This window comes from Silvania confinis (genome assembly GCF_025564085.1).
Classification (GTDB): domain Bacteria; phylum Pseudomonadota; class Gammaproteobacteria; order Enterobacterales; family Enterobacteriaceae; genus Enterobacter; species Enterobacter confinis.
Genome location: NZ_JAMGZJ010000072.1, coordinates 141,290 through 167,826, shown reverse-complemented (window position 1 = coordinate 167,826; position 26,537 = coordinate 141,290). Strand labels below are relative to the sequence as shown.

At 55.4% G+C, this 26,537-nt stretch carries 28 protein-coding genes and 1 pseudogene; 12 read left to right on the top strand and 17 right to left on the bottom strand.

What is annotated here, in order from left to right; all coding sequences use genetic code 11:
• Window positions 1-47 precede the first annotated feature (47 nt).
• Window positions 48-930: pseudogene (locus tag M8013_RS08630) on the bottom strand (PhzF family phenazine biosynthesis protein).
• 328 nt (window positions 931-1,258) lie between these two features.
• Here M8013_RS08630 and M8013_RS08625 point away from each other — a divergent pair.
• Entirely contained in the window at window positions 1,259-2,224 is a 966-nt protein-coding gene (locus tag M8013_RS08625; protein WP_200640315.1) for a hypothetical protein, read from the top strand.
• A 315-nt stretch (window positions 2,225-2,539) separates the two neighbouring features.
• On the opposite strand, the gene M8013_RS08620 is transcribed toward M8013_RS08625, so the two are convergent.
• Entirely contained in the window at window positions 2,540-3,430 is an 891-nt protein-coding gene (locus M8013_RS08620) for an EcsC family protein (protein WP_271267377.1), read from the bottom strand.
• Window positions 3,431-3,721: 291 nt separating this feature from the next.
• Complete coding sequence (locus M8013_RS08615) at window positions 3,722-4,240, bottom strand: MarR family winged helix-turn-helix transcriptional regulator (protein WP_271267376.1); 519 nt, start codon at window positions 4,238-4,240, stop codon at window positions 3,722-3,724.
• A 68-nt stretch (window positions 4,241-4,308) separates the two neighbouring features.
• Here M8013_RS08615 and M8013_RS08610 point away from each other — a divergent pair, with 68 nt between their 5' ends.
• Window positions 4,309-5,181: an EamA family transporter gene (locus tag M8013_RS08610; RefSeq protein WP_271267375.1), complete on the top strand. Its 873-nt coding sequence runs from the start codon at window positions 4,309-4,311 to the stop codon at window positions 5,179-5,181.
• A gap of 19 nt (window positions 5,182-5,200) precedes the next feature.
• On the opposite strand, the gene nrdF is transcribed toward M8013_RS08610, so the two are convergent.
• The 5 genes from nrdF to M8013_RS08585 all read right to left on the bottom strand — a co-directional run bounded on the left by nrdF (window position 5,201) and on the right by M8013_RS08585 (window position 9,843).
• Window positions 5,201-6,160 carry a class 1b ribonucleoside-diphosphate reductase subunit beta gene (gene nrdF / locus M8013_RS08605; RefSeq protein WP_271267374.1) on the bottom strand — a complete coding sequence of 320 codons (960 nt, stop codon included), beginning with the start codon at window positions 6,158-6,160 and terminating at the stop codon, window positions 5,201-5,203.
• A gap of 9 nt (window positions 6,161-6,169) precedes the next feature.
• Window positions 6,170-8,314: a class 1b ribonucleoside-diphosphate reductase subunit alpha gene (gene nrdE / locus M8013_RS08600; protein WP_271267373.1), complete on the bottom strand. Its 2,145-nt coding sequence runs from the start codon at window positions 8,312-8,314 to the stop codon at window positions 6,170-6,172.
• A complete protein-coding gene (gene nrdI, locus M8013_RS08595; protein WP_271267372.1) occupies window positions 8,287-8,697 on the bottom strand; it encodes a class Ib ribonucleoside-diphosphate reductase assembly flavoprotein NrdI in 411 nt (136 codons plus the stop codon). The genes nrdE and nrdI overlap by 28 nt, the downstream gene beginning before the upstream one ends.
• Entirely contained in the window at window positions 8,694-8,948 is a 255-nt protein-coding gene (nrdH, locus tag M8013_RS08590; protein WP_271267371.1) for a glutaredoxin-like protein NrdH, read from the bottom strand. The genes nrdI and nrdH overlap by 4 nt, the downstream gene beginning before the upstream one ends.
• A gap of 568 nt (window positions 8,949-9,516) precedes the next feature.
• Window positions 9,517-9,843 (bottom strand): ElaB/YgaM/YqjD family protein, encoded by a 327-nt coding sequence (locus M8013_RS08585; RefSeq protein WP_271267370.1) that lies wholly within the window; start codon window positions 9,841-9,843, stop codon window positions 9,517-9,519.
• Between the two features lie 159 nt (window positions 9,844-10,002).
• Here M8013_RS08585 and M8013_RS08580 point away from each other — a divergent pair, with 159 nt between their 5' ends.
• Window positions 10,003-10,356 carry a DUF2002 family protein gene (locus M8013_RS08580; RefSeq protein WP_271267369.1) on the top strand — a complete coding sequence of 118 codons (354 nt, stop codon included), beginning with the start codon at window positions 10,003-10,005 and terminating at the stop codon, window positions 10,354-10,356.
• Window positions 10,357-10,386: 30 nt separating this feature from the next.
• Here the strand turns inward: M8013_RS08580 and alaE are convergent, their stop codons facing one another.
• Entirely contained in the window at window positions 10,387-10,836 is a 450-nt protein-coding gene (alaE, locus tag M8013_RS08575; RefSeq protein WP_271267368.1) for an L-alanine exporter AlaE, read from the bottom strand.
• A 275-nt stretch (window positions 10,837-11,111) separates the two neighbouring features.
• Window positions 11,112-11,291: a hypothetical protein gene (locus M8013_RS08570; protein ID WP_271267367.1), complete on the bottom strand. Its 180-nt coding sequence runs from the start codon at window positions 11,289-11,291 to the stop codon at window positions 11,112-11,114.
• Between the two features lie 210 nt (window positions 11,292-11,501).
• Between M8013_RS08570 and M8013_RS08565 the strand changes: the two genes are divergently transcribed.
• Window positions 11,502-11,660: a YqaE/Pmp3 family membrane protein gene (locus tag M8013_RS08565; RefSeq protein WP_271267366.1), complete on the top strand. Its 159-nt coding sequence runs from the start codon at window positions 11,502-11,504 to the stop codon at window positions 11,658-11,660.
• Here the strand turns inward: M8013_RS08565 and M8013_RS08560 are convergent.
• Window positions 11,657-12,586, bottom strand: a complete 930-nt coding sequence (locus M8013_RS08560) for a LysR substrate-binding domain-containing protein (protein ID WP_271267365.1) — start codon at window positions 12,584-12,586, stop codon at window positions 11,657-11,659. The genes M8013_RS08565 and M8013_RS08560 overlap by 4 nt on opposite strands.
• A 319-nt stretch (window positions 12,587-12,905) precedes the next feature.
• On the opposite strand from M8013_RS08560, the gene M8013_RS08555 reads away from it, so the two are divergent.
• From M8013_RS08555 to M8013_RS08525, 7 genes are all read left to right on the top strand, one after another.
• Entirely contained in the window at window positions 12,906-13,511 is a 606-nt protein-coding gene (locus M8013_RS08555) for an ankyrin repeat domain-containing protein (protein ID WP_271267364.1), read from the top strand.
• A 105-nt stretch (window positions 13,512-13,616) separates the two neighbouring features.
• A complete protein-coding gene (gene fdrA, locus M8013_RS08550; RefSeq protein WP_271267363.1) occupies window positions 13,617-15,158 on the top strand; it encodes an acyl-CoA synthetase FdrA in 1,542 nt (513 codons plus the stop codon).
• Window positions 15,155-16,573, top strand: a complete 1,419-nt coding sequence (locus M8013_RS08545; RefSeq protein ID WP_271267430.1) for a YlbE family protein — start codon at window positions 15,155-15,157, stop codon at window positions 16,571-16,573. Before fdrA ends, M8013_RS08545 begins: the two co-directional genes overlap by 4 nt.
• Before the next feature lie 11 nt (window positions 16,574-16,584).
• Window positions 16,585-18,129, top strand: a complete 1,545-nt coding sequence (locus M8013_RS08540; RefSeq protein WP_271267362.1) for a xanthine permease — start codon at window positions 16,585-16,587, stop codon at window positions 18,127-18,129.
• Between the two features lie 115 nt (window positions 18,130-18,244).
• Entirely contained in the window at window positions 18,245-19,195 is a 951-nt protein-coding gene (locus M8013_RS08535; protein WP_271267361.1) for a carbamate kinase family protein, read from the top strand.
• Window positions 19,196-19,265: 70 nt separating this feature from the next.
• Window positions 19,266-20,654: an amidohydrolase family protein gene (locus M8013_RS08530; RefSeq protein ID WP_271267360.1), complete on the top strand. Its 1,389-nt coding sequence runs from the start codon at window positions 19,266-19,268 to the stop codon at window positions 20,652-20,654.
• Window positions 20,655-20,826: 172 nt separating this feature from the next.
• Window positions 20,827-21,612 carry a class I SAM-dependent methyltransferase gene (locus tag M8013_RS08525; protein WP_271267359.1) on the top strand — a complete coding sequence of 262 codons (786 nt, stop codon included), beginning with the start codon at window positions 20,827-20,829 and terminating at the stop codon, window positions 21,610-21,612.
• On the opposite strand, the gene M8013_RS08520 is transcribed toward M8013_RS08525, so the two are convergent.
• Window positions 21,555-22,157 (bottom strand): short chain dehydrogenase, encoded by a 603-nt coding sequence (locus M8013_RS08520; protein ID WP_271267358.1) that lies wholly within the window; start codon window positions 22,155-22,157, stop codon window positions 21,555-21,557. The genes M8013_RS08525 and M8013_RS08520 overlap by 58 nt on opposite strands.
• Before the next feature lie 97 nt (window positions 22,158-22,254).
• Between M8013_RS08520 and M8013_RS08515 the strand changes: the two genes are divergently transcribed.
• Entirely contained in the window at window positions 22,255-23,142 is an 888-nt protein-coding gene (locus M8013_RS08515) for a LysR family transcriptional regulator (protein ID WP_271267357.1), read from the top strand.
• Window positions 23,143-23,234: 92 nt separating this feature from the next.
• Here M8013_RS08515 and M8013_RS08510 read toward each other — a convergent pair whose 3' ends face one another.
• The 5 genes from M8013_RS08510 to M8013_RS08490 all read right to left on the bottom strand — a co-directional run bounded on the left by M8013_RS08510 (window position 23,235) and on the right by M8013_RS08490 (window position 26,484).
• Window positions 23,235-23,795 carry an Ail/Lom family outer membrane beta-barrel protein gene (locus M8013_RS08510; RefSeq protein ID WP_271267356.1) on the bottom strand — a complete coding sequence of 187 codons (561 nt, stop codon included), beginning with the start codon at window positions 23,793-23,795 and terminating at the stop codon, window positions 23,235-23,237.
• A 381-nt stretch (window positions 23,796-24,176) separates the two neighbouring features.
• Window positions 24,177-24,821 carry an SMI1/KNR4 family protein gene (locus tag M8013_RS08505; protein ID WP_271267355.1) on the bottom strand — a complete coding sequence of 215 codons (645 nt, stop codon included), beginning with the start codon at window positions 24,819-24,821 and terminating at the stop codon, window positions 24,177-24,179.
• 13 nt (window positions 24,822-24,834) lie between these two features.
• Window positions 24,835-25,251: an Imm63 family immunity protein gene (locus tag M8013_RS08500; RefSeq protein WP_271267354.1), complete on the bottom strand. Its 417-nt coding sequence runs from the start codon at window positions 25,249-25,251 to the stop codon at window positions 24,835-24,837.
• A 430-nt stretch (window positions 25,252-25,681) separates the two neighbouring features.
• Window positions 25,682-26,101: an SMI1/KNR4 family protein gene (locus tag M8013_RS08495; RefSeq protein WP_271267353.1), complete on the bottom strand. Its 420-nt coding sequence runs from the start codon at window positions 26,099-26,101 to the stop codon at window positions 25,682-25,684.
• A 134-nt stretch (window positions 26,102-26,235) separates the two neighbouring features.
• Window positions 26,236-26,484 carry a hypothetical protein gene (locus M8013_RS08490; protein WP_271267352.1) on the bottom strand — a complete coding sequence of 83 codons (249 nt, stop codon included), beginning with the start codon at window positions 26,482-26,484 and terminating at the stop codon, window positions 26,236-26,238.
• Window positions 26,485-26,537: the final 53 nt, after the last annotated feature.

Sequence of the window (26,537 nt, the reverse complement as noted above, 5' to 3'; positions counted from 1 at the left end):
TGTGCAACCGTAGGCCTGTGCAAGCGCAGCGCCGCCAGGCAATGCCACTAAAGGTTAAATGATCCTTCCATCGTAATCACACTTTTGCCTCCCACCCGAATCGAGGTGCCATCTGAGCGGGTATACAGCGAGCTTGCCCGTCCCATCTCCACGCCCTGACGGATGTGCAGATCAAGCGTCTTTTTATTCTGCAATTTTGCCAGCAGGGCGGTAACCGCGGCGCTCGCACTGCCTGTCGCCGGATCCTCGGTCATCCGGGGCGTAAACATGCGCGCCTGCAGATCGCAATGATCGTCTGGATCCGTCTCATCGGTGTAGGCATAAACAGAGACCGCGCCATCAAGCGGCAGAACCGCCCGGAACCCCTGTAAATTGGGCACGCACTGGCGCAGGGCCTCGCGTGAGGTCAGCTTCACCACCAGGAATGGCAGCCCCACCGAGGCGACAACCGGCTTGTGCGCCTGGGTGCAGATATGTTCCGCTGCCAGAGACAGGCAGGCGGCGACCTTTTCAGGGCTGACCTCAGAGCGGCAGGATAATGCTTCCGGCACCAGCAGCTCCGCACCGCTAATCGCACCGTTATCGTTGAGGATCTTCACCGGCACCAGCCCGGCAATCTCTTCGAAGCGCAGGGTGTCAGGCAGCGGCGTGCCAGCCAGAGCGGCGTAATGTGCCAGCACATAAGCGGTGCCGACGTTGGGATGCCCGGCAAACGGGATTTCACGCGAGGGGGTAAAAATCCGCACCCGCGCGGTGTTTTCCGCTTTTTCGGGTGGCAGAACAAAGGTCGTTTCACTGTAGCCAAACTCCACGGCAATCTGTTGCATTTGCTCAGTGCTCATCCCCTCAGCATCTAACACCACGGCGACAGGATTGCCGAGGAACGGGGTATCCGGTAAAAACATCTGCAACGGCGTAACGTCTTTTCATTGTGGGTCCTGAGTGAGGGCGCTAGGGTGATCGGAGGATATCGTTAATTGGGGATGCAGGGTAGGCTTGTCATCTCAGGCAGCTTTGTGCCAATTGCAGACGTTGTTGCACTGCAAAAATATCTTGTCCGGATCAAGGTATCGCCACCACTTGTTAGGTGGATTAATCCGTATTTATAACAAATACAATTCCCGGCTGTACCTATAAGCTGTTGTCAGTTATACAAAAGCGATGTAGTGTTCCACACATTAAATTTACAAACGTGGAAAAGTCCGTGTTTAGATACAGATTTTTCCGCTGAATAACCGCATATTTCCAAAGGTTTATCATGAGTAAGTGGCTATTAGACAGGCTATTTGAAGCCGGTGATCAGGCAGAGCCCCGGTTTGCGTTTCAGGGGACTGTAAATTGGATGAGGGCCCTTGCCGAAGTCGTTAACGGTGACGCTTGTGCCGATGATAAACTAAATGATTTATATGCTCGGGTACAACGTAGACCTGTCAATCGTGAAGCTGATACGCTTGTGTTTGAGAACACAATGATGGCCTTACATAATCTGTCATCTTTGAAAAGTATGAATAAAGATGTCGAAGATAAATATGACATATGTCGTTCAGCTATTATTTCTTGGTATTACAGTATCTATTTTTCCGCTAGCGCGATGGTTGCAGCATCTTCTGGTTCTATTCAAGAGACACATACAGCCACAGCAAAAGTTTGGCAGTCAGATATCGCGGAAAAAGAACTTATCCCATATCCATTTAATCTTCTTCTAACTAGTTTAGTTTCAAACACTGCTGATGCCGAGATTGCTGCATATAGAGGTGCTAACCGTTTCGACCTGAATGATAGAGCTTATGATAATGAAACTGCTCATGGTGCACTGGTTTCCTATCTAAAGGGGACTCATGGCTACAAAAAGTGGGAAACAGAAGAGAGGGTGAGAACTTCTCGTGATTTCAAAGCTCTTGGTGTTGACAACTTTCGCACGAAAGCTGCTCGCGAAGTTCGCGATCACGCACTAGAAAAAGGACAAGTTAATTTCCTTATTCAGGCATTTAGATACCGTGGTAAAGCGAACTATCGTGACTCTATATTTTTATCCTACGGTGACAACAACGAAGCTATTATAGAAGAATTTATCCAAGATTTGTATGACGTCGCTATTGGCTTCATTAGGGCTACTTCGCATTATTGCAGTCGAAGAGTCGAGAGAGGTACGTGGGCTGAGTTTGTCGAGGATATTTCTGATAACTCAAGGTTGTCTATTGACTCTGTCGTGCTTGAAATATAACAAACAATTTAAGAATGGCTCAGCACGCTTGGCATTTTCAGTTTGGTTCAAATTTAGTGATTAAGGTATTCAAATTGAGTATGGTGAATACGTGCTTCACACTTTAATTGGGCGTTAATGCCCGCTTTTCGCTCATAGCGGACCACAGCTTAGTTACTTGGTCCGCTTCTTAACAAAAACGAAGTTGGTATTTTTTGCCAGGTTGAAAGTTGACTACTGAAGTATCTGTTAAATTTGTGGCTATTCAGATTCAGTTATCGTTTATGAAAACAGTCTTTCATACCGAAAAAAGAGTCGAAGACGACCCATTTTTACTCATTCGAAAACCGGATCGCCGTCGCTGGGTAAAAAACCATCCGCAGGCTTTACCGTGATATCAATCACAGACGGATCGTATTTCATCGCCAGGAAGCGCTCGCGATAAAGGTGGTAGGCCGCATCACAGACGTTACTGGTGAAATAGGCGTTATAACTACCGCCAACGGCCGCGCCTGCGATAGGAATCGTTTGGGCCAGTTTTGCTTTAGTGAGACGAACCCCCAGGCTGTTGGCAATCTGCTTAATAATCTTCACAAATACTTGTTTTTCCAACTCTTCCCAAACTACTTTCTTGGCGACCTGCTGCGATATTTTTACCAGTTGCGCCATGGCGACGTTTTTCGCCATAGTCGATGAAGCAGATGAAAGCCCCAATATGTTAAAGGCAAAAAGCCGTTCTTCCTGACGGGTGATATCAAAACCGTAATACGTCGCATACTCTCCGATTGCTCGCAGATTCAATGTAATGAGGGTAGGTATATCGATGGTTATCCCTGCAATCCCCATCATACCCGTGCCTGCACCTTCCGCCAGCGCAATACCCTTGTATTTAGCTGCCAGCCAGCCGACGGTTTTATCAATGTCCTCAAGACGTAACGTTTCAATATCTGCGTAGTGATTGATGTGGATATGCCCGTCATTACGGAACTCTTCGAAAATCGCCTCTGGTCGCACTGACCACAGTGCGGCATCGTTACAGACACCCACCAGGCCCTGCACAGAAGATTGAATGGCTTCACCGACGACAGGCGTTGAAAGAACCAACTCTCCGGCGCTGTTTAAAGGTTTGCTTATTAATTCAAATGATTTAGCTAGAAAACCTCGCTGTGGGTTTTTCCAGTCGTGAATTTGCTGAAGTGCATTTTTATCGTAATCGATCAGTTCCATTTTATCCCTTGCCTGAAGTCATCAGTGTTTGTATGACGTGAATTTGATATTAATGTTATCGGCAATAAAAACGCGTAGATGAGTAATTTAAAGTTCTTTTGAAGATAGAGCGCAAAAAAGAAAAGTGAGGGTCTAGAAGGATGCTGGCTTGTGAGGTTCAACGATGGAAAAGATCACTTTGACATGTTAAAGCAGCATAACTTTCATTTCCGATTGTATAACCTCCGCTCCTCGCCCTCAGCAGACATCTACAATCCCCACCTAATCAAAAAGCACTCCCCTCTACAACTTTCACCGAGCAAGCCCCTCCAGCTCCCCCAACAACTCCTTCAACCGCCGATCCAACTCCGCCAGCGATTCAGCCGACACCCCCGACAATATCTGCCTTTCATTCTCAACGTGCTTTTCGACCGCGTGGTTTATCAGCGTCAGTCCCTCATCCGTGAGCTGCACCAGCATACTCCGCGCATCGTGGGCATTTGCCTGCCGACTGATTAAGCCTCGCGATTCCAGGCGTTTCAGGCGATGGGTCATGGTGCCGGAGGTCACCATTAATGTCGAAAACAGTTCCGTGGGGCTAAGGTTGTAGGGCGCACCCGCGCGGCGCAGCGTCGCCAGCATATCGAACTCCCATCCACTCAGTTCAAACTGCGCAAACGTGGATTCCAGCCGCTGTTCCAGCAGTATCGCACAGCGCCTGATGCGCCCAATCGGGCCCATCGGGCTGCAGTCCAGGTCCGGTCGTTCGCGCTGCCACTGCGCAAGAATGGCATCAACGGCATCAGGTGACGGTTTGGTTGGTTGGCTCATTTATCTTGACTTCAAGTTAATTGCTCGACAGACTGATTTTATCTTGAATTGAAGGTAAGTGCAAAATTATGGATTCGTCATTTTCTCTTTCTTACTGGCGCGACGTGCTGTTGACGGCGCTGGCCCCAGCGATCTGGGGCTCAACCTATATCGTGACAACCCAGTTTCTGCCGCCGGACAGGCCCTTTACGGCGGCGCTGATCCGCGTGCTTCCGGCCGGGATTTTGCTGCTGCTGTTCACGTTGCGCCTGCCTGCGTACCGTGACATCGGGCGGCTGCTGATCCTCAGCGCACTCAATATTGGCGTGTTTCAAGCGCTGCTGTTTGTGGCGGCATACCGCTTGCCCGGTGGGCTGGCTGCGGTGCTGGGGGCGATCCAGCCGCTGCTGGTGATGGTGTTAATCTGGGCAGTCGACCGTCGTGCGCCGCACAACATCACGCTGTGGGCCGCGCTGGCAGGCGTGGTCGGGATGGCCGTTTTACTGCTTTCGCCGCAGACCGTTTTTGAACCCATCGGGATAGCGGCGGCGTTGCTGGGGGCGAGCTGCATGGCAACCGGGGTCTGGTTAACGCGTCGCTGGCAGACTGACATGCCGGTGATGGCGCTCACTGGCTGGCAGCTGGTGTTGGGGGGATTGATGCTCGCGCCCGCCGCCTGGCTGTTCGACGCGCCGCTGCCCACGCTTACCGCCACGCACTATGCCGCTTATAGCTGGCTGAGCCTGGCCGGGGCGTTCGTGGCGTACGGCCTGTGGTTTCGCGGCATCACCCGGTTGCCGGGGGTGGCGGTGGCGTCGCTGGGATTACTCAGTCCGTTAACCGCGGTGCTGCTCGGCTGGATAATCCTGTCCCAGGCCCTCAGCAGCACCGCGTTGGTTGGGCTTGCTATCGTGCTGATCAGCGTTTTCGTTGTGCAGCGCACCTCAGCGCGCGCGCGTTAACAGCAATCCGGCTTCTTCTTCAGAAATCCCAGTCCTTGTCTTCGGTTTCGACCGTTTTGCCCATCACATACGAGGAGCCGGAACCGGAGAAGAAGTCGTGGTTTTCATCGGCGTTCGGCGACAATGCCGAGAGGATGGCAGGATTAACCGCCGCCATTTCCGGCGGGAACAGCGCCTCGTAGCCGAGGTTCATCAGCGCTTTGTTGGCGTTGTAGCACAGGAAGGCTTTCACATCCTCTTCCCAGCCGGTTCCGGCGTACAGCTCGTCGGTGTACGCCAGCTCGTTATCATACAGATCCATCAGCAAATCGAGGGCAAAGCCTTGCAGCGCCTCGCGTTCGGCTGCGCTAACTTTCTCCAGCCCTTTCTGGTACTTATAGCCGATGTAGTACCCGTGTACCGCTTCGTCGCGGATGATCAGACGGATCAGGTCGGCGGTGTTAGTGAGCTTGCCCCGGCTCGACATGTACATCGGCAGCCAGAAGCCGGAATAGAACAGGAACGATTCCAGAAACACGCTGGCGATTTTCTTTTTTAACGGCTCATTGGCGCGATAATGTTCCAGCACCCGCAGGGCTTTGCGCTGCAGGGAAGGGCTCTCTTCACTCCAGCGGTAGGCCGCATCCACATCCTGCGTCTGGCAGAGGGTAGAAAAAATCGAGCTGTACGAGCGGGCGTGCACCGCCTCCATAAAGCTGATGTTGGACATCACCGCTTCTTCATGCGGCGTCAGGGCATCGGCCATCAGCCCCGGCGCGCCAACGGTATTTTGCACCGTGTCGAGCAGGGTCAGGCCGGTAAACACCCGGATGGTCAGCTGCTGTTCGGCGGGGCTCAGCGCCTGCCACGCCGGGATATCATTCGACAGCGGCACCTTCTCCGGCAGCCAGAAGTTGCTGGTCAGACGGTTCCAGACCTCCAGGTCTTTATCATCCTCAATCTTGTTCCAGTTAACGGCTCGGACGAGCGACGGTTGCATCTTTTCTCCTTACAGCGCGCAGGACACGCAGCCTTCTGTTTCTGTGCCTTCCAGCGCAAGCTGACGCAGGCGAATGTAGTACAGGGTCTTGATCCCTTTCTTCCAGGCGTAAATCTGTGCCCGGTTGATGTCGCGGGTGGTGGCGGTATCCGGGAAGAACAGCGTCAGCGACAGCCCCTGATCGACGTGTTTAGTTGCCTCGGCGTAGGTATCGATAATTTTTTCCGGGCCGATCTCATAGGCATCCTGATACAGGGCCAGGTTCTCGTTAGTCATAAACGGGGCAGGGTAGTAAACGCGCCCGATTTTGCCCTCTTTGCGGATCTCGATTTTCGACACGATAGGGTGAATGCTCGAGGTCGCGTGGTTGATGTACGAGATTGATCCGGTCGGCGGCACCGCCTGTAAATTCTGGTTGTAGATGCCGTACTGCATCACGTCGTCACGCAGCTGCTGCCACATGGCGTGCGTCGGCAGGGTGATTCCTGCGCGGGCAAACAGGGCGCGCACGGTGTCGGTTTTCGGCTGCCAGTCGTTTTCCAGATACTGTTTAAAGTACTCGCCGCTGGCGTAGCGCGACTGCTCAAAGCCCGCAAAGCGCTGGCTGCGCTCGCGCGCCATCATCATCGAGGTATGCAGCGCATGCCAGGTGATGGTGTAGAAGTAGAGGTTGGTGAAGTCCAGCCCTTCGGGGCTGCCGTAGGCAATCCCTTCCCGCGCCAGATAGCCGTGCAGGTTCATCTGCCCCAGTCCGATGGCGTGCGAGGCGGCGTTACCGGCCTCCACCGACGGCACGCTGCGGATGTGGCTCATGTCCGACACCGCCGACAGGCCGCGCACGGCGGTCTCGACGGTGCGGCCAAAGTCCGGTGAATCCATGGTGTGGGCAATGTTCAGCGAGCCGAGGTTGCACGAGATATCCTTGCCGATCGCCGCGTAGTCGAGGTTTTCGTCATAGGTCGAGGCGCTGTTGACCTGCAAAATCTCCGAGCACAGGTTGCTCATGTTGATGCGCCCGGCAATCGGGTTGGCGCGGTTCACCGTGTCTTCATACATGATGTACGGATAGCCGGATTCAAACTGGATCTCCGCCAGACGCTGGAAGAAGTCCCGGGCGTTGAGCCAGGTTTTGCGGATGCGCGCGTCGGCGACCAGTTCGTCATACAGCTCGCTTATCGCCACGTCGCCAAACGGCTTGCCGTAAATCCGCTCCACGTCATACGGCGAGAACAGCGCCATCTCGGCGTTCTCTTTGGCCAGCCGGAAGGTGACATCCGGGATCACCACCCCCAGCGACAGGGTTTTGATGCGGATCTTCTCGTCGGCGTTTTCCCGTTTGGTATCGAGAAAGCGCATGATGTCCGGGTGATGGGCGTGCAAATACACCGCCCCCGCGCCCTGACGGGCACCGAGCTGGTTGGCGTACGAGAACGCATCTTCCAGCATCTTCATCACCGGGATCACCCCGGAAGACTGGTTCTCAATGCGCTTAATGGGCGCGCCCGCTTCACGCAGGTTGGAGAGCAAAAGCGCCATGCCGCCGCCACGTCGGGAAAGCTGCAGCGCCGAGTTCACGGCGCGGCCAATCGACTCCATGTTGTCTTCGATGCGCAGCAGGAAGCAGGAGACCAGCTCCCCGCGCTGGGCTTTACCGCAGTTGAGGAAGGTAGGCGTCGCGGGCTGAAAACGCCCGGCCAGCATCTCGTCGGTGAGCTGGCGGGCGAGGGTTTGATCCCCCTGCGCGAGGGTCAGCGCCACCATCACCACCCGGTCTTCGAAGTGTTCCAGATAGCGCTTACCGTCGAAGGTTTTCAGGGTGTAGCTGGTGTAATACTTCCACGCGCCGAGGAAGGTCTGGAAACGAAAACCGCTGGCGTGGGCGTGGGCAAACAGGCTCAGCACAAAGTCGCTGTCAAAGCGCGACAGCACCCGGGCGTCGTAGTAGCTTTCGCTGACCAGGTAATCGAGACGCGCCTGCTGGCTGGCAAAGGTCACGCTGTTGGGGTAGACGTGGGCGGTAAAAAAGGCGTCTACCGCTTCGGCGTCTTTGCCAAACTGAATGCGCCCGTCGCGATCGTACAGATTGAGCATGGCGTTAAGGGCATGGAAATCCATCGATGCCTGCATCACGCGCTCTGCGGTTGTCGTTGCCAAAATTCGTTCACTCCTGTACGCACGTTGTCGACGTCCTGTTGGGTCCCCATCAGCTCGAAGCGATAGAGATACGGCACGCCGCATTTTTGCGAAATAACATCCCCGGCACGGCAGAACGCCTCGCCGAAATTACGGTTCCCGGCGGCAATCACGCCGCGGAGCAGCGCCCGGTTATGCGGGTCGTTTAAAAAGCGGATCGCCTGACGCGGCACCGCGCCAGCCGTTCCGCCACCGCCATAGCTTGGCACCACCAGAATATAGGGCTCGTCTACCTGAATACGTTCCCGCTCGTTCAGCGGGATACGCACGGCGGGCAGCCCGACGCGTGCAATAAAGCGGTGCGTATTTTCCGAGCTGCTGGAGAAGTAGACGAGCAGGCTCATGCGTGAGCGGCCTGGGCGTGCAGACGATTAATCATGTCCGGGCGGAACCCCGACCAGCTGGTTTCTCCGGCGACCACCACCGGTAACTGACGAAAACCCTGCGCCCGTAGCGTCTCGGCGGCGTCCGGTTCGAGGTCCACATTGACCATCTCGAAAGCCACGCCACGGCTCTCCATCGCGCGTTTGGTGGCATGGCACTGCACGCAGTCATTACGAGTGTAAATAATAATACGCATGATTCGTATTTCCATTTAAAATGAGGATCCGGCGCGATTAAATGCGTCGATTCGGGTCTGTGTCGATAGAGAGAATACTAGATGTAGATATCTTAAGTTTCAACCATACAATATATGGGAAATTTGGCTGGGTTGAGGCCAGGGCAGGCATGATGCGGGATAGCGCGAATTTAGAGAAAGAAATAAAAAAAAACCAGAAAAGAGATTCAATAAATCACAGCGGGCACCAACGTCCGGCTGAAAATCGCTGAGGCGTTGCCTGGAGGCCGGGGCGAGGCGCATGGATGCGCCGAGAGGGCGGATTTACAGGGATGTTACCTCCGCCCGTCCCCGAAAGCCGGAAGGAATAAGCCGAAGGAACCGCGAAGCGGCGATTTTCTTGCCGGGAGCCGGGATTGTTAAGGGGGTGGCGACCCCCTTAACACGTTCACGTGTGACGTGGTTTACAGAGAAATAGAGAACGTAAAGTGAACGGAACCACCACCGAGCGGCATGTTCCCCCTCACCCTAACCCTCTCCCAAAGGAGAGGGAACCGTCCGAGCTGAACCCTAACCCTCTCCCAAAGGAGAGGGAACTATCGAATTACTTACGCATACTCAGCAGCGCGCCAATAAAGATCCCCACTGCCGCTACCGTCCCCACTGCATACAGTGGTCGCTCACGAATAAACGTATTCGCACACCCTATCGCATCACACGCCGCCTGCTTAGCCTGCGAGCGCCCCTGCATCCGCGCACGCGTCTCGCGCAGCAGCGACTTAGCTTTACGTCTGGCGTCTTCAGCTTCGCCCTTCGCATCCGAACCCCAGGATTTCAGTACAGATTCCAGTGTGTCCGCTAATTGACTGACATCGTTATGAATATCCTGAACGTCGTTATCTACATCGTTTTTATTAAGTCTGTTAAACATACGCTGCTCCCTTGATTTGCGGTAATAGTCAGTTTAGACCAGCTTTTTAAACTCTGAAGCGAGTCACGACTAATCAGGCCGTTTATGGATTTATCTGAAAGCCCTGCTATTGCTGAATACGTTAAGGTTGCCCCGCAGGAATGATAACGAGGATTAAATATGTATTTACGACCCGATGAAGTGGCGCGTGAACTGGAAAAAGCGGGATTTACCGTGGATGTGGTAACCCATAAAGCCTACGGCTACCGTCGCGGGGATAATTACGTTTACGTCAACCGGGAAGCCCGGTTGGGGCGCATGGCGCTGATCATTCACCCAACGCTGAAAGACCGCAGTATTTCCTATGCGGAACCGGCGTCAGAGATGAAAACCAGCGACCACTACGAGCAGTTTCCGCTCTATTTAGGCGGACTCAGCGGCGACACGCACCAGCATTATGGCATCCCGCACGGCTTCAGTTCCCGTATGGCGCTGGAGCGCTTTCTGGCTGGGTTGTTTGGCGAATCGCCGTAATCACGCGACTGGCTTGCGCCAGTCCGCGCCCTACGCTTTGACCTGATGATACTGGCTGACTTTGAACAGTCGGCGACAGTAGTCGAGAAAATACCCGTACACCGCGCCCATCAGCATTGAGACCACGATGTTGGAACTCACGGCTGCGGCGATCTGGTGCCAGTCTGCCCCCACCGTCAGCAAAATCGCCACGTACACCGGCGACTGAAAAGTGACATACGCCAGAATATCCGCCAGATTTTTCATCCAGCCTGCCGGGCTGTAGCGCCGGGCCAGGCGCATGATCGCGTCGCGGTAAAAGCCGTACGGCCAGGCAATCAGGATATTCACCGGCACCGCCACCAGTCGCGACGAAAGCGACTGCTCAAAGGACATGCCGGAGAGGAAGATTTCAATCAGCATGTTCACCACCGAACAGTAAACCACCATCGCGAACGTATCCGCGACCGCGTGGCGCAGGCGAGACTGCCGTGAAAACATGTCCTGACTCCTTGAGAGAAATAGTAGGTGGGGTAGTGCTTTAATTTGATTAATTTTTCACGCATAGGGTATATCGCTGGATTGAAACTCACAATTAGCGATAAATTTTTATTTAATGGCGGTTTGGCCACAAAATACTCCGGGCGAAGCGGTTTTGCGTGATGGGCGTTATTTTGTCTTTGAGGTTTGGTTTTTTCGTTTCTAAACAGAGGGATAGTGAAGATGGGTAAAACAGGGAAGGTGACAGCGCGGGCGGAGAACTCCGCCCGACAAATTTAGCAGACGCCGAAATCACCGTCTTCTTTATACAGCGTCACATCGGCGGCTTTCAGGGTGAATTTTTCGCCCTGCTCGTTGCTGGCCTGCACAGCCACGACCTGATCCTCATGCACTTCGATCACTTTCAGTTTTGGACCGCCCATACGCGGCTGCACAAAATCGCCTACAGAAAACATACTTAACTCCTTCTGGTTGGTGTGCTCTTAACATAGCCCAGGCGATGGCCAGGGTACAGCGTCAGCGGCAGACTACTCCTAAATCGCTACAATCAGACGGTAAAGGAGGGTAAAAGCGGGCGCGAAGGGTGGCAGACCGGCTTAAATTCACTACGCTTAGAGTTAAAATCTCTTTTTATACAATGACCTGACTGCTTACATGGAGAATTTATGGGTTTCTGGCGTATTGTCATCACTATTCTGTTACCGCCCCTCGGCGTGCTGCTGGGCAAGGGCTTCGGTTGGGCGTTTATCCTCAACATCATTCTGACCTTACTGGGCTACATCCCCGGCCTTATTCATTCGTTCTGGGTGCAGAGCCGCGACTAAGCCCGCCACAGTAAATCGTTATAAATATCGGTCAGCACCCCCTGCGGGGCAAACTGCTGTTTGATCCAGCGGGTGACCTGACCGGTGGCCGCATGCTGCGTGGCGAGCAGCATGCGCGAATCCTGCCGGGTATTATTGATCCGCCGCGTCACCAGCAATCCGTTCTCAACCGCCTCGCGCGCCATATGCTCCGGTAAAAACCCGATCCCCTCGCCCAAAATCTGACACTGACACTTGGTATTAAAATCCGGGACCAGGATCGCCTCCTGGCCGTGCAGCAGCCAGCCGACTTTTTTATTGATGGTGTGGGCGGTGTCTTCGACCATGATGTTGGGGTACAGCCGCAGCTGGCTTTCGGCCAACGGCTCCGGGGCCAGCGCCAGCGGATGGTCCGGGGCGATGGCAAACACCCAGCGGATGGCGCCAATCTCGGTGTAATCAATGCCGCCGCCGTCCAGCAGCGTGTCCGGCGCGCCAATCGCAATGTTGGCCTGATTATTAATGATCGAATCCCAGACGCCGTTATACACCTCGGTGGTGACGGTGATCTGGCAGGTGGGGAACTGCTTTTTCATCACCTGCAGCAGACGGGCGGTGTGGCGCGGGGTGTAAAGCAACTGGTTAATACAGATCCGCACCCGCGTCTCGATCCCCTGCGATATGGTGTCGATCCCGCGCTTGATGGCGTGAAAGTCATTCAGCAGGTCAATGGCTTTGCGGTAAAAATAAAAGCCCGACTCGGTCAGCTCGATGCTGCGGGTATTGCGCACAAACAACACCACGTCGAGGCCGGTCTCCATCCGTTTGATGGTGTAGCTGATGGCCGAGGTGGTCACCCCCAGCTCACCGGCGGCTTTACTGAAGCTGCCAAAACGTGCCGCCGTGGTGAAGGCCAGCAGATTCTCTTCGGTAAAGATGGAATTCATATCACGGCTCCAGGCAGTCATCAGTTTTGAACATATTTTAACAGCGCGGTTACAACTCATTTGACGCCGGTCACAGTTCTGTATATTTGTTGCGAGCCGCGCAGCGCAAGGGCTGCGCAGCCATAAGCATAATGCAGCTTAGCGAGCTAAAACGCGGCAAAACATAAGGAAAAGGTTGCACAGACGCACATTTTGGCTCGACTGTTAAATTTAACTCAACAATGAAACTCCTGTCGATGAATCCTTTTTAAGCGGATTCTTTTCTGACCAGGCGGTTGCTATGCTCAGTCCATCAGAAAGGAAAACCAGGAGTGTGGATATGTCTACCAATGAACTCGTTACTGAATTTCTGTTTGCTGCCGAACAGGGTAATACCGACGCGCTAAAAGCCTGTCTGGATAAAGGGGTGGATATTAATGCCACCAACCGCCAGAAAAGAACCGCCATTATTATTGCCAGCCTGAATAAACACTATCCCTGCGTGGAATTACTGATTGCCGCCGGGGCCAGTGTCGATCAGCAGGATCAGACCTGTTTCAATCCGTTTTTAATCAGCTGCCTGACCAACGATCTCACCCTGCTGCGCCTGGTGTTGCCGGCCAACCCGGATCTGGACAGGCTGACCCGCTTTGGCGGCGTCGGCATTACCCCCGCCAGCGAAAAAGGCCATCTGGAAGTGGTGCAGGAGCTGCTGACCCACACCGACATTAACGTCAACCACACCAACTTTGTGGGCTGGACGCCGCTGCTGGAAGCCATCGTCTTAAATGACGGCGGTGCCCGCCAGCAGGAAATCGTCAAGCTGCTGCTGGACCACGGCGCCAACCCGCACATGACCGACAAATACGGCAAATCCCCGCTCGCGCTGGCCCGTGAAAAAGGCTTCAACGAGATTGCCGACCTGCTGATCGCCGCAGGCGCGTAATACCCCCGGCCAGCCGATTCGGGCTGGCCGGTAATAAACATAGCCTTTTCCATCACGCCTTCGGGCGTGATGTGGCCCCCTTTTGCCCGCATTCGGGAGGAACCCATGCCCACCAAAATCGTTATAAAAAAGAATACCTATTTTGATTCTGTCTCACTGATGTCGGTCTCCACCAAAGCCAATAAATTACCCGGCGTCGAGCAGGCATTTGTCGCCATGGCGACAGAAATGAACAAAGGGGTTTTGAAAAACCTCGGTCTGCTGACCCCGGAATTAGCCGAGGCCAAAAATGGCGACCTGATGATCGTGATTAAAGGCGACGCTGCCAACGACGAAACGCTGGCCGCCATCGAAGCGCTGTTCACCCGCAAAGAGAGCGGTGGCAGCCACGAGTCACGCTATGCCACCCTCGCCAGCGCCAAAACCCATCGCCCGGACAGCAATCTTGCGGTGATCTCGGTCAACGGCACCTTTGCCGCCCGCGAAGCGCGACAGGCGCTGGAACACGACCTCAACGTGATGCTGTTTTCCGATAACGTGTCGCTGGATGACGAGCTGGCCCTCAAGCAGCTGGCGCACGAGAAAGGCTTACTGATGATGGGCCCGGACTGCGGCACCGCCATTATTAACGGCGCGGGTCTGTGCTTTGCCAACGCCGTCCGTCGTGGGCCGATTGGTATCGTTGGCGCATCCGGCACCGGCAGCCAGGAGCTGAGCGCGCGCATTCATGAGTTCGGCGGCGGCATCTCTCAGCTGATCGGCACCGGCGGTCGCGATCTGAGCGAGAAAATCGGCGGGCTGATGATGCTCGACGCCATCGCGATGCTGGAGGCCGACGATGCCACCCAGGCAATCGTGCTGATCTCCAAACCGCCCGCTCCGGCAGTGGCCGAAAAAGTGCTGGCCCGCGCCCGCACCTGCCGCAAACCGGTGGTCGTCTGCTTCTTAGGGCGCAATCAGCCGCCTGCCGACGAAGACGGCCTGCAGTTTGCTCGCGGCACCAAAGAGGCGGCGCTGAAGGCAGTCCTGCTCACCGGCATTAAAAAAGAGTCGCTGGATCTGCACCCGCTCAACTGGCCGCTGATCGAAGAGGTCCGCGCTCGTCTGACCCCGCAGCAGAAGTACATTCGCGGCCTGTTCTGCGGCGGCACCCTGTGCGATGAAGCGATGTTCGCCGCGCTGGAAAAGTACGACGACGTCTACAGCAACATCCAGCCGGATCCAACCAAACGCCTGGCCGACATCAACGTCAGCCAGGCCCACACCTTCCTCGACTTTGGCGATGACGATTTCACCAACGGCAAGCCGCACCCGATGATCGACCCGACCAACCGCATCAGCCGCCTGCTGCAGGAAGCGCGCGATCCGCAAGTGGGGGTGATCGTGATGGACTTTGTGCTCGGCTTCGGCTCGCACGAAGACCCGGTCGGGGTGATGATCGACGCCATCAAACAGGCGCAGGCCATTGCGCAGGCCGACAACCGTCCGCTGGAAATTCTTGGCTACGTGCTGGGCACCGATCTGGATACCCCGTCGCTCAGCCAGCAGTGCCAGCTGTTAACCGATGCAGGCGTGATCTGGGCCAGCAGCAGTACCAATACCGGATTACTGGCACGTGAATTTGTCTGCAAAGGAGAGAAAGCCTGATGAAATCGTTATTTAACCAGCCGCTGAATGTCATTAACGTCGGGATTTCCCTGTTCAGCGACGACCTGAAAAAACAGCACGTGCCGGTGACCCATCTCGACTGGACGCCGCCGGGGCAGGGCAACATGCAGGTGGTGGAGGCGCTGGATCAGCTGGCCCTCAAACCGCTGGCCGAGAAAATTGCCGCCGCCAACAACATTGCGCTGGAGCGCATTGTCCAGTCCCATCCGGTGCTGGTGGGCTTTGATCAGGCCATCAACGTGGTGCCGGGCATGACCCGCACCACCATCCTGCACGCCGGTCCGCCGGTGGCGTGGGAAAACATGTGCGGGGCGATGAAAGGCGCGGTGACCGGGGCGCTGGTGTTTGAAGGGCTGGCAAGCGATCTGGACGACGCGGCGCGGCTGGCGGCCTCCGGCGACATCACCTTCTCGCCGTGCCACGAGCACGACTGCGTGGGCTCGATGGCGGGCGTCACCTCGGCATCGATGTTTATGCACATCGTCGAGAACAAAACCTACGGCAACCGGGCGTTTACCAACCTCAGCGAGCAGATGGCCAAGATCCTGCGCATGGGCGCCAACGACCAGAGCGTGATCGACCGTCTGAACTGGATGCGTGACGTGCTTGGCCCGATGCTGCGCGATGCCATGAAAATCATCGGCGAAATCGACCTGCGCCTGATGCTGGCCCAGGCGCTACACATGGGCGACGAGTGCCACAACCGTAACAACGCGGGCACCACGCTGCTGATCCAGGCTTTGACCCCAGGGCTGATTCAGGCCGGCTATCCGGTGGAGCAGCAGCGCCAGGTGTTTGAGTTTGTTGCCAGCAGCGACTACTTCTCCGGCCCGACGTGGATGGCGATGTGTAAAGCCGCGCTGGATGCCGCGCACGGCATCGAGTACAGCACCGTGGTCACCACCATGGCGCGCAACGGCTACGAGTTTGGTCTGCGCATTTCCGGCCTGCCGGGACAGTGGTTTACCGGCCCGGCACAGCAGGTCATCGGCCCGATGTTTGCGGGCTACCGACCAGAAGACTCCGGGCTGGATATCGGCGACAGCGCCATCACCGAAACCTACGGCATCGGCGGCTTTGCGATGGCGACAGCGCCGGCGATTGTGGCGCTGGTGGGCGGGACGGTGGACGAAGCCGTCGATTTCTCGCGCCAGATGCGTGAAATCACCCTCGGCGAAAACCCGAACGTCACCATTCCGCTGCTGTCGTTTATGGGCATCCCGACCGCTATCGACATCACCAAAGTGGCGGGCAGCGGCATTCTGCCGGTGATCAACACCGCCATCGCTCACAAAGATGCCGGGATCGGTATGATTGGCGCGGGCATTGTCCACCCGCCATTTAGCTGTTTTGAAAAGGCGCTGTTAACTTTCCGCGATCGCTACGTCCTGTAAGGTAAGCATCCATGAAAAGCATGAAACTGGAGTGGAAAAGAGGTGACTGGGCGGCATATTTCGGGTTGATGACCAACAACCTGACCAATTTGCTGACCATGATGGGGCTGCTCATTTTTGTCGTCGGCATCCCGAAAGAGATTGTGTATGGCCGTATTGCCCCGGCCTTCGGGCTGGCGGTGCTGGTGGCGAGCCTCTGCTACACGTGGTTTGGCCTGCAGATGGCGCGCCAGACCGGGCGCAGCGACGTTACCGCGCTGCCGTCCGGGCCCAGCGCGCCGTCGATTTTTACCGTGACCTTCCTGGTGCTGATGCCGGTTTATCAGCAAACCGGCGATGCGGACTTTGCGATCCAGATTGGCCTGGTGTGGTGTTTTGTTGAGGCGATGATCCTCGCGGGCGGCTCGTTCTTAGGCGAAACCATCCGCAAGATGATCCCGCGCACCGTGCTGCTGTCGTGCCTGTCCGGTTTGGGTCTGCTGCTGCTGGCGATGAACCCGATGCTGCAGGCGTTCGAAGCGCCGACCGTGTCGTTTATCGTCCTGCTGCTGATCTTCATCAACTGGTTTGGCAAAAAGCCAATCTTCGCCCGCATCCCGACCGGTCTGCTGCTGCTGATCGCCGGAACCGCGCTGGCGTGGATCTCCGGTATGCAAAGCCCGGACGCCATCAAAGCCTCGATGTCGTCGTTCGGCTTTAACCCGCCGGAAGTGCATATCGACAGCTTTATGCAGGGCTTGCCGCACGCGCTGCCGTACCTGGCGTCTGCTGTTCCGCTGGGGCTGGCGAACTACATCTTTGACCTCGAGAACATCGAGAGCGCCCACGCGGCGGGGGATGAATACCCAACCCGCAAGGTGATGCTCGCCAACGGCCTGGCGTCGATGCTCGGCTGCCTGATGGGCAACCCGTTCCCGGTGACGGTGTACGTCGGCCACGCGGGCTGGAAAGCAATGGGGGCGAGCATCGGCTACACGCTGGCTTCCGGCGTGACCATGTTCATTGTGCCGCTGTTCGGGCTCGGGGCCTTTATGCTCGCCATCATCCCGATGACCGCCATCGTGCCGATACTGGTGTTTATCGGGGTGGTGACCGCCAACCAGGTGGTGAGGGAAACGCCCAAAGTGGAGGTGCCCGTCATCTTTATCTGTCTGTTCCCGTGGATCGCCAACTGGGCGCTAACCATGATGAACAGCGTGATGGCGGCGGCGGGCACCAACGCGGGAAAAATCGGTCTCGATGTGCTGCACAGCAAAGGCATTTACTACGAGGGCTTGATGCATCTGGGTAACGGCGCACCGCTCGCCAGTATGCTGTGGGGCTGTATCGCCATCTTCTCGATCATCAACAAACCGCTGCGTGGCGCTATCGCTGCGGTGATGGGGGCACTGCTGGCGCTGTTCGGCGTGATCCACGCCCCGGTGGTCGGCTTTGCCGAAGGCAGTTCGCTGACGTTCGTCACGGCCTACCTGATGATGGGGGCGATGTTTGTGCTGAAACACGTTCTGGATAGCCGGGAAGAGGCGCGTACCGGCGTACCGGTTTCAGAAGCCTGATTTTGTCCCCTCACCCTAACCCTCTTCCACAGGGAGAGGGAACGATGACACCCCCTCCCTGTGGAAGAGGGCCGGGGTGAGGGCACCAGACCGCACCCAAGCCAAAGGAAACACAATGAAAGAACTCATGGTGGTCGCCATCGGCGGCAACAGCATTATCAAAGACAATGCCAGCCAGTCGATTCAGCACCAGGCCCAGGCAGTTAAGTCGGTTGCGGAATCGGTGCTTGAAATGCTGGCCTCCGACTACGACATCGTCCTCACTCACGGCAATGGCCCGCAGGTGGGGCTGGATCTGCGCCGCGCCGAGATCGCTCACGAGCGGGAAGGCCTGCCGCTGACTCCGCTGGCCAACTGCGTGGCGGATACCCAGGGCGGGATCGGCTACCTGATCCAGCAGGCGCTGAACAATAAGCTGGCCGCGCGCGGCGATCAGAAAGCGGTGACGGTAGTGACCCAGGTCGAAGTCGACAAAAACGACCCCGGCTTTGCCCATCCGACCAAACCGATCGGCGCATTTTTTAGCGAAGCCCAGCGCGATGCTTTGCAGCTTGCCCACCCTGACTGGCACTTTGTCGAAGACGCAGGCCGCGGATATCGCCGCGTGGTGGCCTCGCCGCAGCCGGTGCGCATCGTCGAAGCCGACGCCATTAAGGCGCTCACCCAACAAGGCTTTGTGGTGATCGGCGCGGGCGGCGGCGGGATCCCGGTGGTGCGCAGCGCCGAAGGGGATTACCAGAGCGTGGATGCGGTGATCGACAAAGATCTCTCCACCGCGCTGCTGGCGCGTGAGATCCACGCCAACGTGCTGGTCATCACCACCGGCGTCGAGAAAGTGTGCGTTAACTTCGGCAAGCCAAACCAGCAGGCGCTGGAGACGGTGAACGTGGCGCAGATGACCCGTTATATGGAAGAGGGACATTTCCCGGCGGGCAGCATGCTGCCAAAAATTGTCGCCAGCCTGGAATTCCTGCACCACGGCGGCAGCCGGGTGATCATCACCTCGCCGGAGTGCCTGCCTGCGGCGCTGCGCGGCGAGACCGGCACCCATATTGTGAATGCGTGACCTGACTGGACTGCCTGCCCGCGCTGCTGCGCGGCGAACCTTGTGAATGCGTAAGTAAAAGGAAAAGACAATGAGTGAGAATAAAAGCCGCCGGGAATTTCTCAGCCAGAGCGGCAAAATCGCAACCGCTGCCACCGCCTGCGCGCTGTTTGGCGCGACCGGCTCCGTCGCGTATGCTGCTGACACCGCAAAACCGACCTGCGAGACCGGCAAACCGATGAACATCACCGCCAAACACTACTATCTGGATAACGTCCTGCTGGAGGCCGGATTTAACTTCGACGGCAACGTGGCCGTCAGCACTCTCACCGAGCTGAAAACGCTGGAGATCAAGGACGGTAAAATCGCCGCCCTGCGTGACAACAAAAGCCACGCCGATGCCACGCTGCCGCACTACGACGCGGGCGGCAAACTGCTGCTGCCGGCGATGCGCGACATGCATATCCACCTGGATAAAACTTTCTACGGTGGCCCGTGGCGCTCGCTGAACCGCCCGGCGGGCACCACCATTCAGGACATGATCCGCCTCGAGCACAAGCTGCTCCCGGAACTGCAGCCGTATACTCAGGAGCGGGCAGAAAAACTGATCGACCTGATTCAGTCGAAAGGCTCCTCCATCGCCCGCAGCCACTGCAACATCGAGCCGACCTCCGGCCTGAAGAACCTCGAAAATTTGCAGGCGGTACTGGCGCGCCGTAAACCCGGATTTGACTGTGAGATTGTTGCTTTCCCGCAGCACGGGCTGCTGCTCTCCAACTCGGAATCGCTGATGCGCGAGGCGATGCAGGCTGGGGCGCATTACGTCGGTGGGCTGGATCCGACCAGCGTCGACGGGGCGATGGAAAAATCCCTCGACCTGATGTTCCAGATTGCGCTGGATTACGACAAAGGGGTGGATATCCACCTGCACGAAACCAGCCCGGCGGGCATTGCGGCGGTGAATTATATGGTCTCGACGGTTGAGAAAACCCCGGAGCTGAAGGGCAAACTGACCATCAGCCACGGCTTTGCGCTGGCGATGATGGACGAGAAGCAGGTGGATGACATCGCCACCCGCATGGCGGCACAGCAAATCACCGTGGCATCGACGGTGCCGATTGGCACCCTGCATATGCCGCTCAAGCAGCTGCGCGACAAGGGCGTATTTGTGATCTCCGGTACCGACAGCGTGATCGACCACTGGTCGCCGTATGGCCTGGGCGACATGCTGGAAAAAGCCAACCTGTATGCCCAGCTCTATATCCGCCCGAACGAGCAGACGCTGTCCCGCTCATTGGGTATCGCCACCGGTGACGTGCTGCCGCTGAACGACAAAGGTGAGCGCGTATGGCCGAAGGCGCAGGACGCCGCCAGCTTTGTGCTGGTGGATGCCTCCTGTTCCGCCGAAGCGGTGGCGCGCATCTCGCCGCGTACCGCCACCTTCCATAACGGGAATCTGGTGTGGGGTTCGGTAGGCTGAGGTAAAAGCAAAACGGTAACGCCAGTTACCGTTTTTAGTGTTTGCGCCCTCTCCCTGTGGGAGAGGGAGGGGTGAGGGCAACAGGCCGCATTGTAGGATTTTGTAGGCCGGGCAAGCGAAGCGCCCCCGGCAATGCCGTATACTGCTATGCACATTCTCAAAGGGATCTGTCATGGCACAAAACATCTACGATAATCCGGCCTTTTTCGACGGTTACGCCCAGCTACCGCGCTCGGTACAGGGCCTGGACGGCGCACCGGAATGGCCTGCTCTCAAAAGTATGCTGCCGGACCTGGCGGGCAAGTCGGTTATCGATCTTGGCTGCGGCTACGGATGGTTTTGCCGCGTGGCGCGTGAGCTGGGTGCGGCTGACGTGACCGGGGTTGACCTCTCCGAAAAGATGCTCGCGCGTGCCGCTGAGCTCACCGATGACGCCAGCATCCACTACCAGCGCAGCGACCTCGAATCCCTTATCCTTACCGGGAACAGCCTTGATCTGGTCTACAGCTCACTGGCGCTGCACTATTTGCCGGACCTTGATGGCCTGTTTGCAAAAATTCAGTCCGCGCTCAAGCCGGGCGGCAGCCTGGTGTTTTCCATTGAACACCCCATCTACACCTGTGCCACGCGCCAGGGCTGGTTGACTGACGATAACGGGGCGCGTTTCTGGGGCGTTAATCAGTATCAGAATGAGGGCCAGCGCGTCAGCAACTGGCTGGCAGAAGGGGTGATCAAATACCACCGCACGCTGGGCACGATCCTCAACGCGTTGATCAAGGCCGGGCTGACGATTCGCGACGTCAACGAATGGGGGCCAACGCAGGCGCAGATTGACGCCTGGCCTGCGCTGGCCGAAGAGGCAGAACGCCCGATGCTGGTGTTGATCGCAGCCGTTAAGGCTCAATACCCCACCTTATACACCCGTCCGCTCTGCACCCCTTCCACGCTGCGGCGATAGGCCTGGGCGACGGTGGCGGCGGGGACGCTGGTAAAGCCCGGGAAGAAACCGTCGTAGGCGGCGGCCGATTCGGTTAATACTGTCGGGCTTATCAGATTGATGCGGATCCCACGCGGCAGTTCGCAGGCGGCGGCGCGGACAAAGCCTTCCAGCGCGGCGTTGACCGTGGTGGCATTCACCCCCTGGGCAATCGGCTCGTCGGCCACAATTCCGCTGATCAAGGTGATCGACCCGCCCTCATTCAGGTAGTGCTGTCCGGTCAGCGCCAGCCGCACCTGTCCCAGCAATTTATCCTGAAGCCCCTGGTTAAAATCGCCGTCGGTCATGGTCGCCAGTGGGCCAAAGTGCAGCCCGCCGCTGGCCGAGACAATCGCATCCACCGGACCGATACTTTCGAACAGCGCCTGCACGCTGGCCTGGGAGGTGATATCCACCGGGTACTCGCCCTGCGTGCGACCCACGCGGATCACCTCATGACGACGACTCAACTCCTCGGTTACTGCCCGACCGACCGTACCGCTGGCACCAATAATGACGATTTTCATAGCCGACTCCTTATGTTGTGAGCCGCCATTGTTTAACAAACCGAAAGCCGGATAAACTGGCCTGACGTTAGATGATTACTAACCAGGGGTTTGTAATATGGATAAGCTTCGCGGCATGGAAACGTTTATTGCGGTGGTGGAGAGCGGCAGCTTTACCGGGGCAGCGACGCGGCTGGCGATGTCGGCGGTGATGGTCGGGAAATACATCGCCCTGCTGGAAACCCAGCTCGGCACCCGCTTGCTGGAGCGCAATACCCGGCGTCAGAGCCTGACCGATGCCGGGCGGGTTTACGTTGACGAGGCAAAACGGGTGCTGGAGCAAGTGTCCATTGCCGAAAGCGCGGTCGAACGGTTGCGTGCGACACCGGCGGGCACGCTGCGGGTGACCGCGCCCACTTCGTTTGGCGGCTGCGTGATTGCGCCCCTGACCGCCACCTTTTTGCAGCGCTTCCCGGACGTGCGCGTCGAGCTGGATCTGACCAACCGGCGGGTGGATCTGGTGGATGAGGGGGTGGACCTGGCGATCCGCATCGGCGATCTTCATACCGAGGGTCTGGTGGCGAAATACCTCTGCCCGTACCGGATGGTGATTTGCGCGGCACCGGACTATTTAGCCCGTCACGGCACGCCGGTGACGCCCGCCGATCTGGTGGATCATCTGTGCTTGTCCCACACGGTCTGGACCGCGCGCAACGAATGGCGCTTGCCGGGTGTGGAAGGGGAGGTGCGCTGGAAGCGCGATGCGATTTTGCGCTGTAACGATGGCTACGGCCTGCGGATGGCGGCCATTGCCGGGGCGGGACTGCTGCTGCAACCCGAGGTGCTGGTGGCCGACGAGCTGGCGAACGGTCGGCTGATTCGGGTGCTGGAACACTTCACGCCTGAACCGCGGCCGGTGCATCTGCTGTGGCGGCAGGACTTACGCCCGCTGCCGAAATTGACTCAGTTTATCGCCCACATTATGCAGGCAACGTGCGTTCTGTAGCGCCCGGCGGCGCTGCGCTTGCCGGGCCTACACAACATGCGGATCGCAGGCCGGGTCAGGCGAAGCCGCCACCCGGCATCAGGCCGCAGAGATTAGAAACGATAGCCTACGCCGACGTTGAAGCCGTTGATCCCACGATCGCCGTCGATATCAGTGGTGGTCCCTTCGTAACCAACGTTAATCGCCAGCTCTGCGGTCGGGTTAAACTGCACGCCCGCGCCGTAGGCGAAAGAGGACGATTTTTCGGAGATGCTGTCGCGCTGGGTATAGTTATCCCCGCCGTTGACCCAGGTGGTGTCGCCGTCCGCTTTGGTGTGGGCAAAACCGCCCAGCGCGTACAGGGAGACGAAGTCGTTAATCCGGTAAGCCGGGCCGACCATCAGGGAGTAATATTTCACGTCAACGTGGTTACGAATCGAGTCAGACGCAATAGAATAATTCTGGTCGTCGTCGCCGCTCATATAGGTGAATGACCCCATCACGCTGACCGGAGAATTCCACTCATAGCGATATTGCGCGTTCACGCCGCGAATATTTTTAAAATGTTCGACTTTACTCTGCGCATATCCGACAGAGACGGTGTGATTATCCGCCAGTGCCGCACCGCTCATCAGACCCGCCGCGACCAATACCGCCAGAGAGAGAGTTTTCATTTCCGTAATCCTTGTCACCATTTTTTGTAAGTTATGTCGGATATATCCTTATCAAAATCAGGAGATATTCCACGCCACATAAAGCGGTTAAATTGTTGGTTTTTTTGGCAGGGGATGAAATAGGGAATAATCTTAAAGGCCGGAATAGTCCTGGAATTTGCCTCCCCTATTTTGGTAGGGTAGTCAGTAATTTGGATTAAGTATTGTGATGCTACGTCACGTTATACATCATCTTCGCACTGGAAGATGATGCCTGTTTTTTAATGGATACCAAAATCCAGAACACCAACCCTGTGGGTATACCTAAGACACTGATTTTTAGAATGGTGAACATTGTGATTCATTGCCCATACGCTATCGAAACGAACAGGCGATATTCTTTTATTTGTCACTGCCAATTAATCTTATCTTAATATTGCTACCATCAGGGATATCTCTTATTTGCAATGCAATATTGGCTCTTGCTTTCATGGCTACTGTCGATTTTTCTAAATAAAGATTATCCAGCACATACTGTCCACCTACAACAAACGGTATTTTCGGAACTAAGCGATAACCCGCTGGGATTAGCCCATGCTTTTTCTGCCATGCGTTTGCCAGTGGGTAGCCTGTTAAGACCTCATAATCTTCAAGTATTGTTTTACACCATTCATTGATATCGGGTGCAAGGTAATCAACAGAGCCCGTCTCAGGATCGAAAGAGTATATTCCATCTTCTTTTATACAAAATTGACCACCAAAAACATCTTCCGCAAAGAAGATGGCATTACGAGCGAGATCGTCGTAACAATCAATCCATAACGTATTGTCATTCCAGTCAATCACGCCGATCTCTTCCCCGTCTGTCTCTAAAGGAAAAAAATGCAAGGCTGACTCAAAACCATAAAATCCGTTTCTTTCATTTAATAAAGTAGTTAAATCCTCAATCAGAGGATAATGATGAAAATCAGACGGGAGCGTAATCCCCTTGGATAAAGATAGGTCATTACTGCATACGGATAAAATTTGTTCTAAAAATACAGGCATTTTTATTTCTCATTTAAGGGTAAAGGCTATCGTCAAAAGGGCTGTTTACCCGTATTTCATCGTGATGACTCTGTGCTTTCACACCCCAACTTTGATTTATTTTGCCCATAAGTTCGACGATCTTAGGGAAATAGAGACGTCGGCTGTCTCTGCCGGGAATTCGATGCGCGCGTTCATAATCTACAGCTATGACGTGCACAAAATCATAAATAATCCAATAAAGGAGCTCATCTGAAGACGCTGTCACTTGTCTGGAAAACTCATATCCCCTTTCCGAAATGATATAATTATATTTTCCGTTTTCGAACGAAATGTAAGGGGTCCCATCATCAACCGGTGAAGTATGAAGGACAATCGCATGAGCCGGAAAACTTATTTTTGCTATCCGGGTTTCAACCTGTTTCTGTAGATCGCTAATTTTCATTAACATCTCAGTTCACCTTCCGAATGTGTTAGTACAGGGTGATCTTGCTGAGTCCCCATCATTGAATGGAACTATCTTAACATTCATCTGAAGGCGGGCCATGATTTATTATTCTATCGTAACCAGAAAGGTGAATCCTCAGGACCTAATGCATTGTATTGCTCTGATGTTCTATTAACGTCATTTATTCATTGTGTTTTAAACCCAGTAGCCATGCATTGCATTTTATCTAAGACTGGCGTTGTCTTCTCGATAGTCATTTTATCGTCTGTATCTTCATAATTTCATCACAGCCGACGCGTTTGTCAGGCGATGTCCGGGGTATGAGGACTATGCCATGACATGGGCGTTTTTGGATCGCCGCTTCTACAGGTGCTCCAAAAAACATATTTTATGGCTACAGGGATTTCCTTGTAAAATACTACCTTGGCTTACCTTAGTTGCCATCGAGCCAAACATCTTTCACCCAGGCGGCTAAATCATGCCACTGTTCTTCACTAGCACCATCGCCAGTCCAATATCGGACGCGACCTTGTGGGTCTATACAATAATAACTACCGTTATCTTCACATATGGGTAACCACGACGCAGGTACACCGATTTCTTTTGCATCATTTATAGCCGTTGATAACTCGCCATGGAACTTTTTATCTACTGTGACAGACAAGAGTTCGATTGTTCCGTAAGAGATATTGCCAACTTCCTGGAGAAGTTTTTTGTAGCCAAGTGAAAAAGAAAAACCCACTTCCTCTTCATACTGAGAAATAATTGTATCATCCGGCAAAGGAACATTGCTTCTCTCGTTACCGGATACGACCTTTAATTCCTCTATAACATCATTCAGGCTATCTGTCATACCATCCCCTGTTTGAAATCGTCAGATCGCTGTTTCCAGTATTCAGCGCGCCATTTATTGAATTGTGCACGATGTTCTAAAAATAAAGGCTTTTTTAATTCTCATATTTAAAATCAATGTTTATTTCGAGTGTTTCAACGTAAACCTGGCGTATCTGGAAGGGTTTTAACAAAGTCAGCTTCATCGGGCCGATACGATTTTGCAATCTCTGCAAAGGATTCGATTACCCTCGCTTTTCCAACGTCCGTTAATGGCTGAAGTCCGGCGGCAATACTTTCCATCATCTCAACAGCAGCATCGGGACAGAGTAAATCCTCATCCGTGAATTCAAGAAAAATGGCCATATTAGCGATAATTTTAATCAGATGATCTGAGTCAGACATAGCACTTTGTCCTCTTATCCCTACCGTAAAAGTTAAACTCCCGCCGGAAGGGG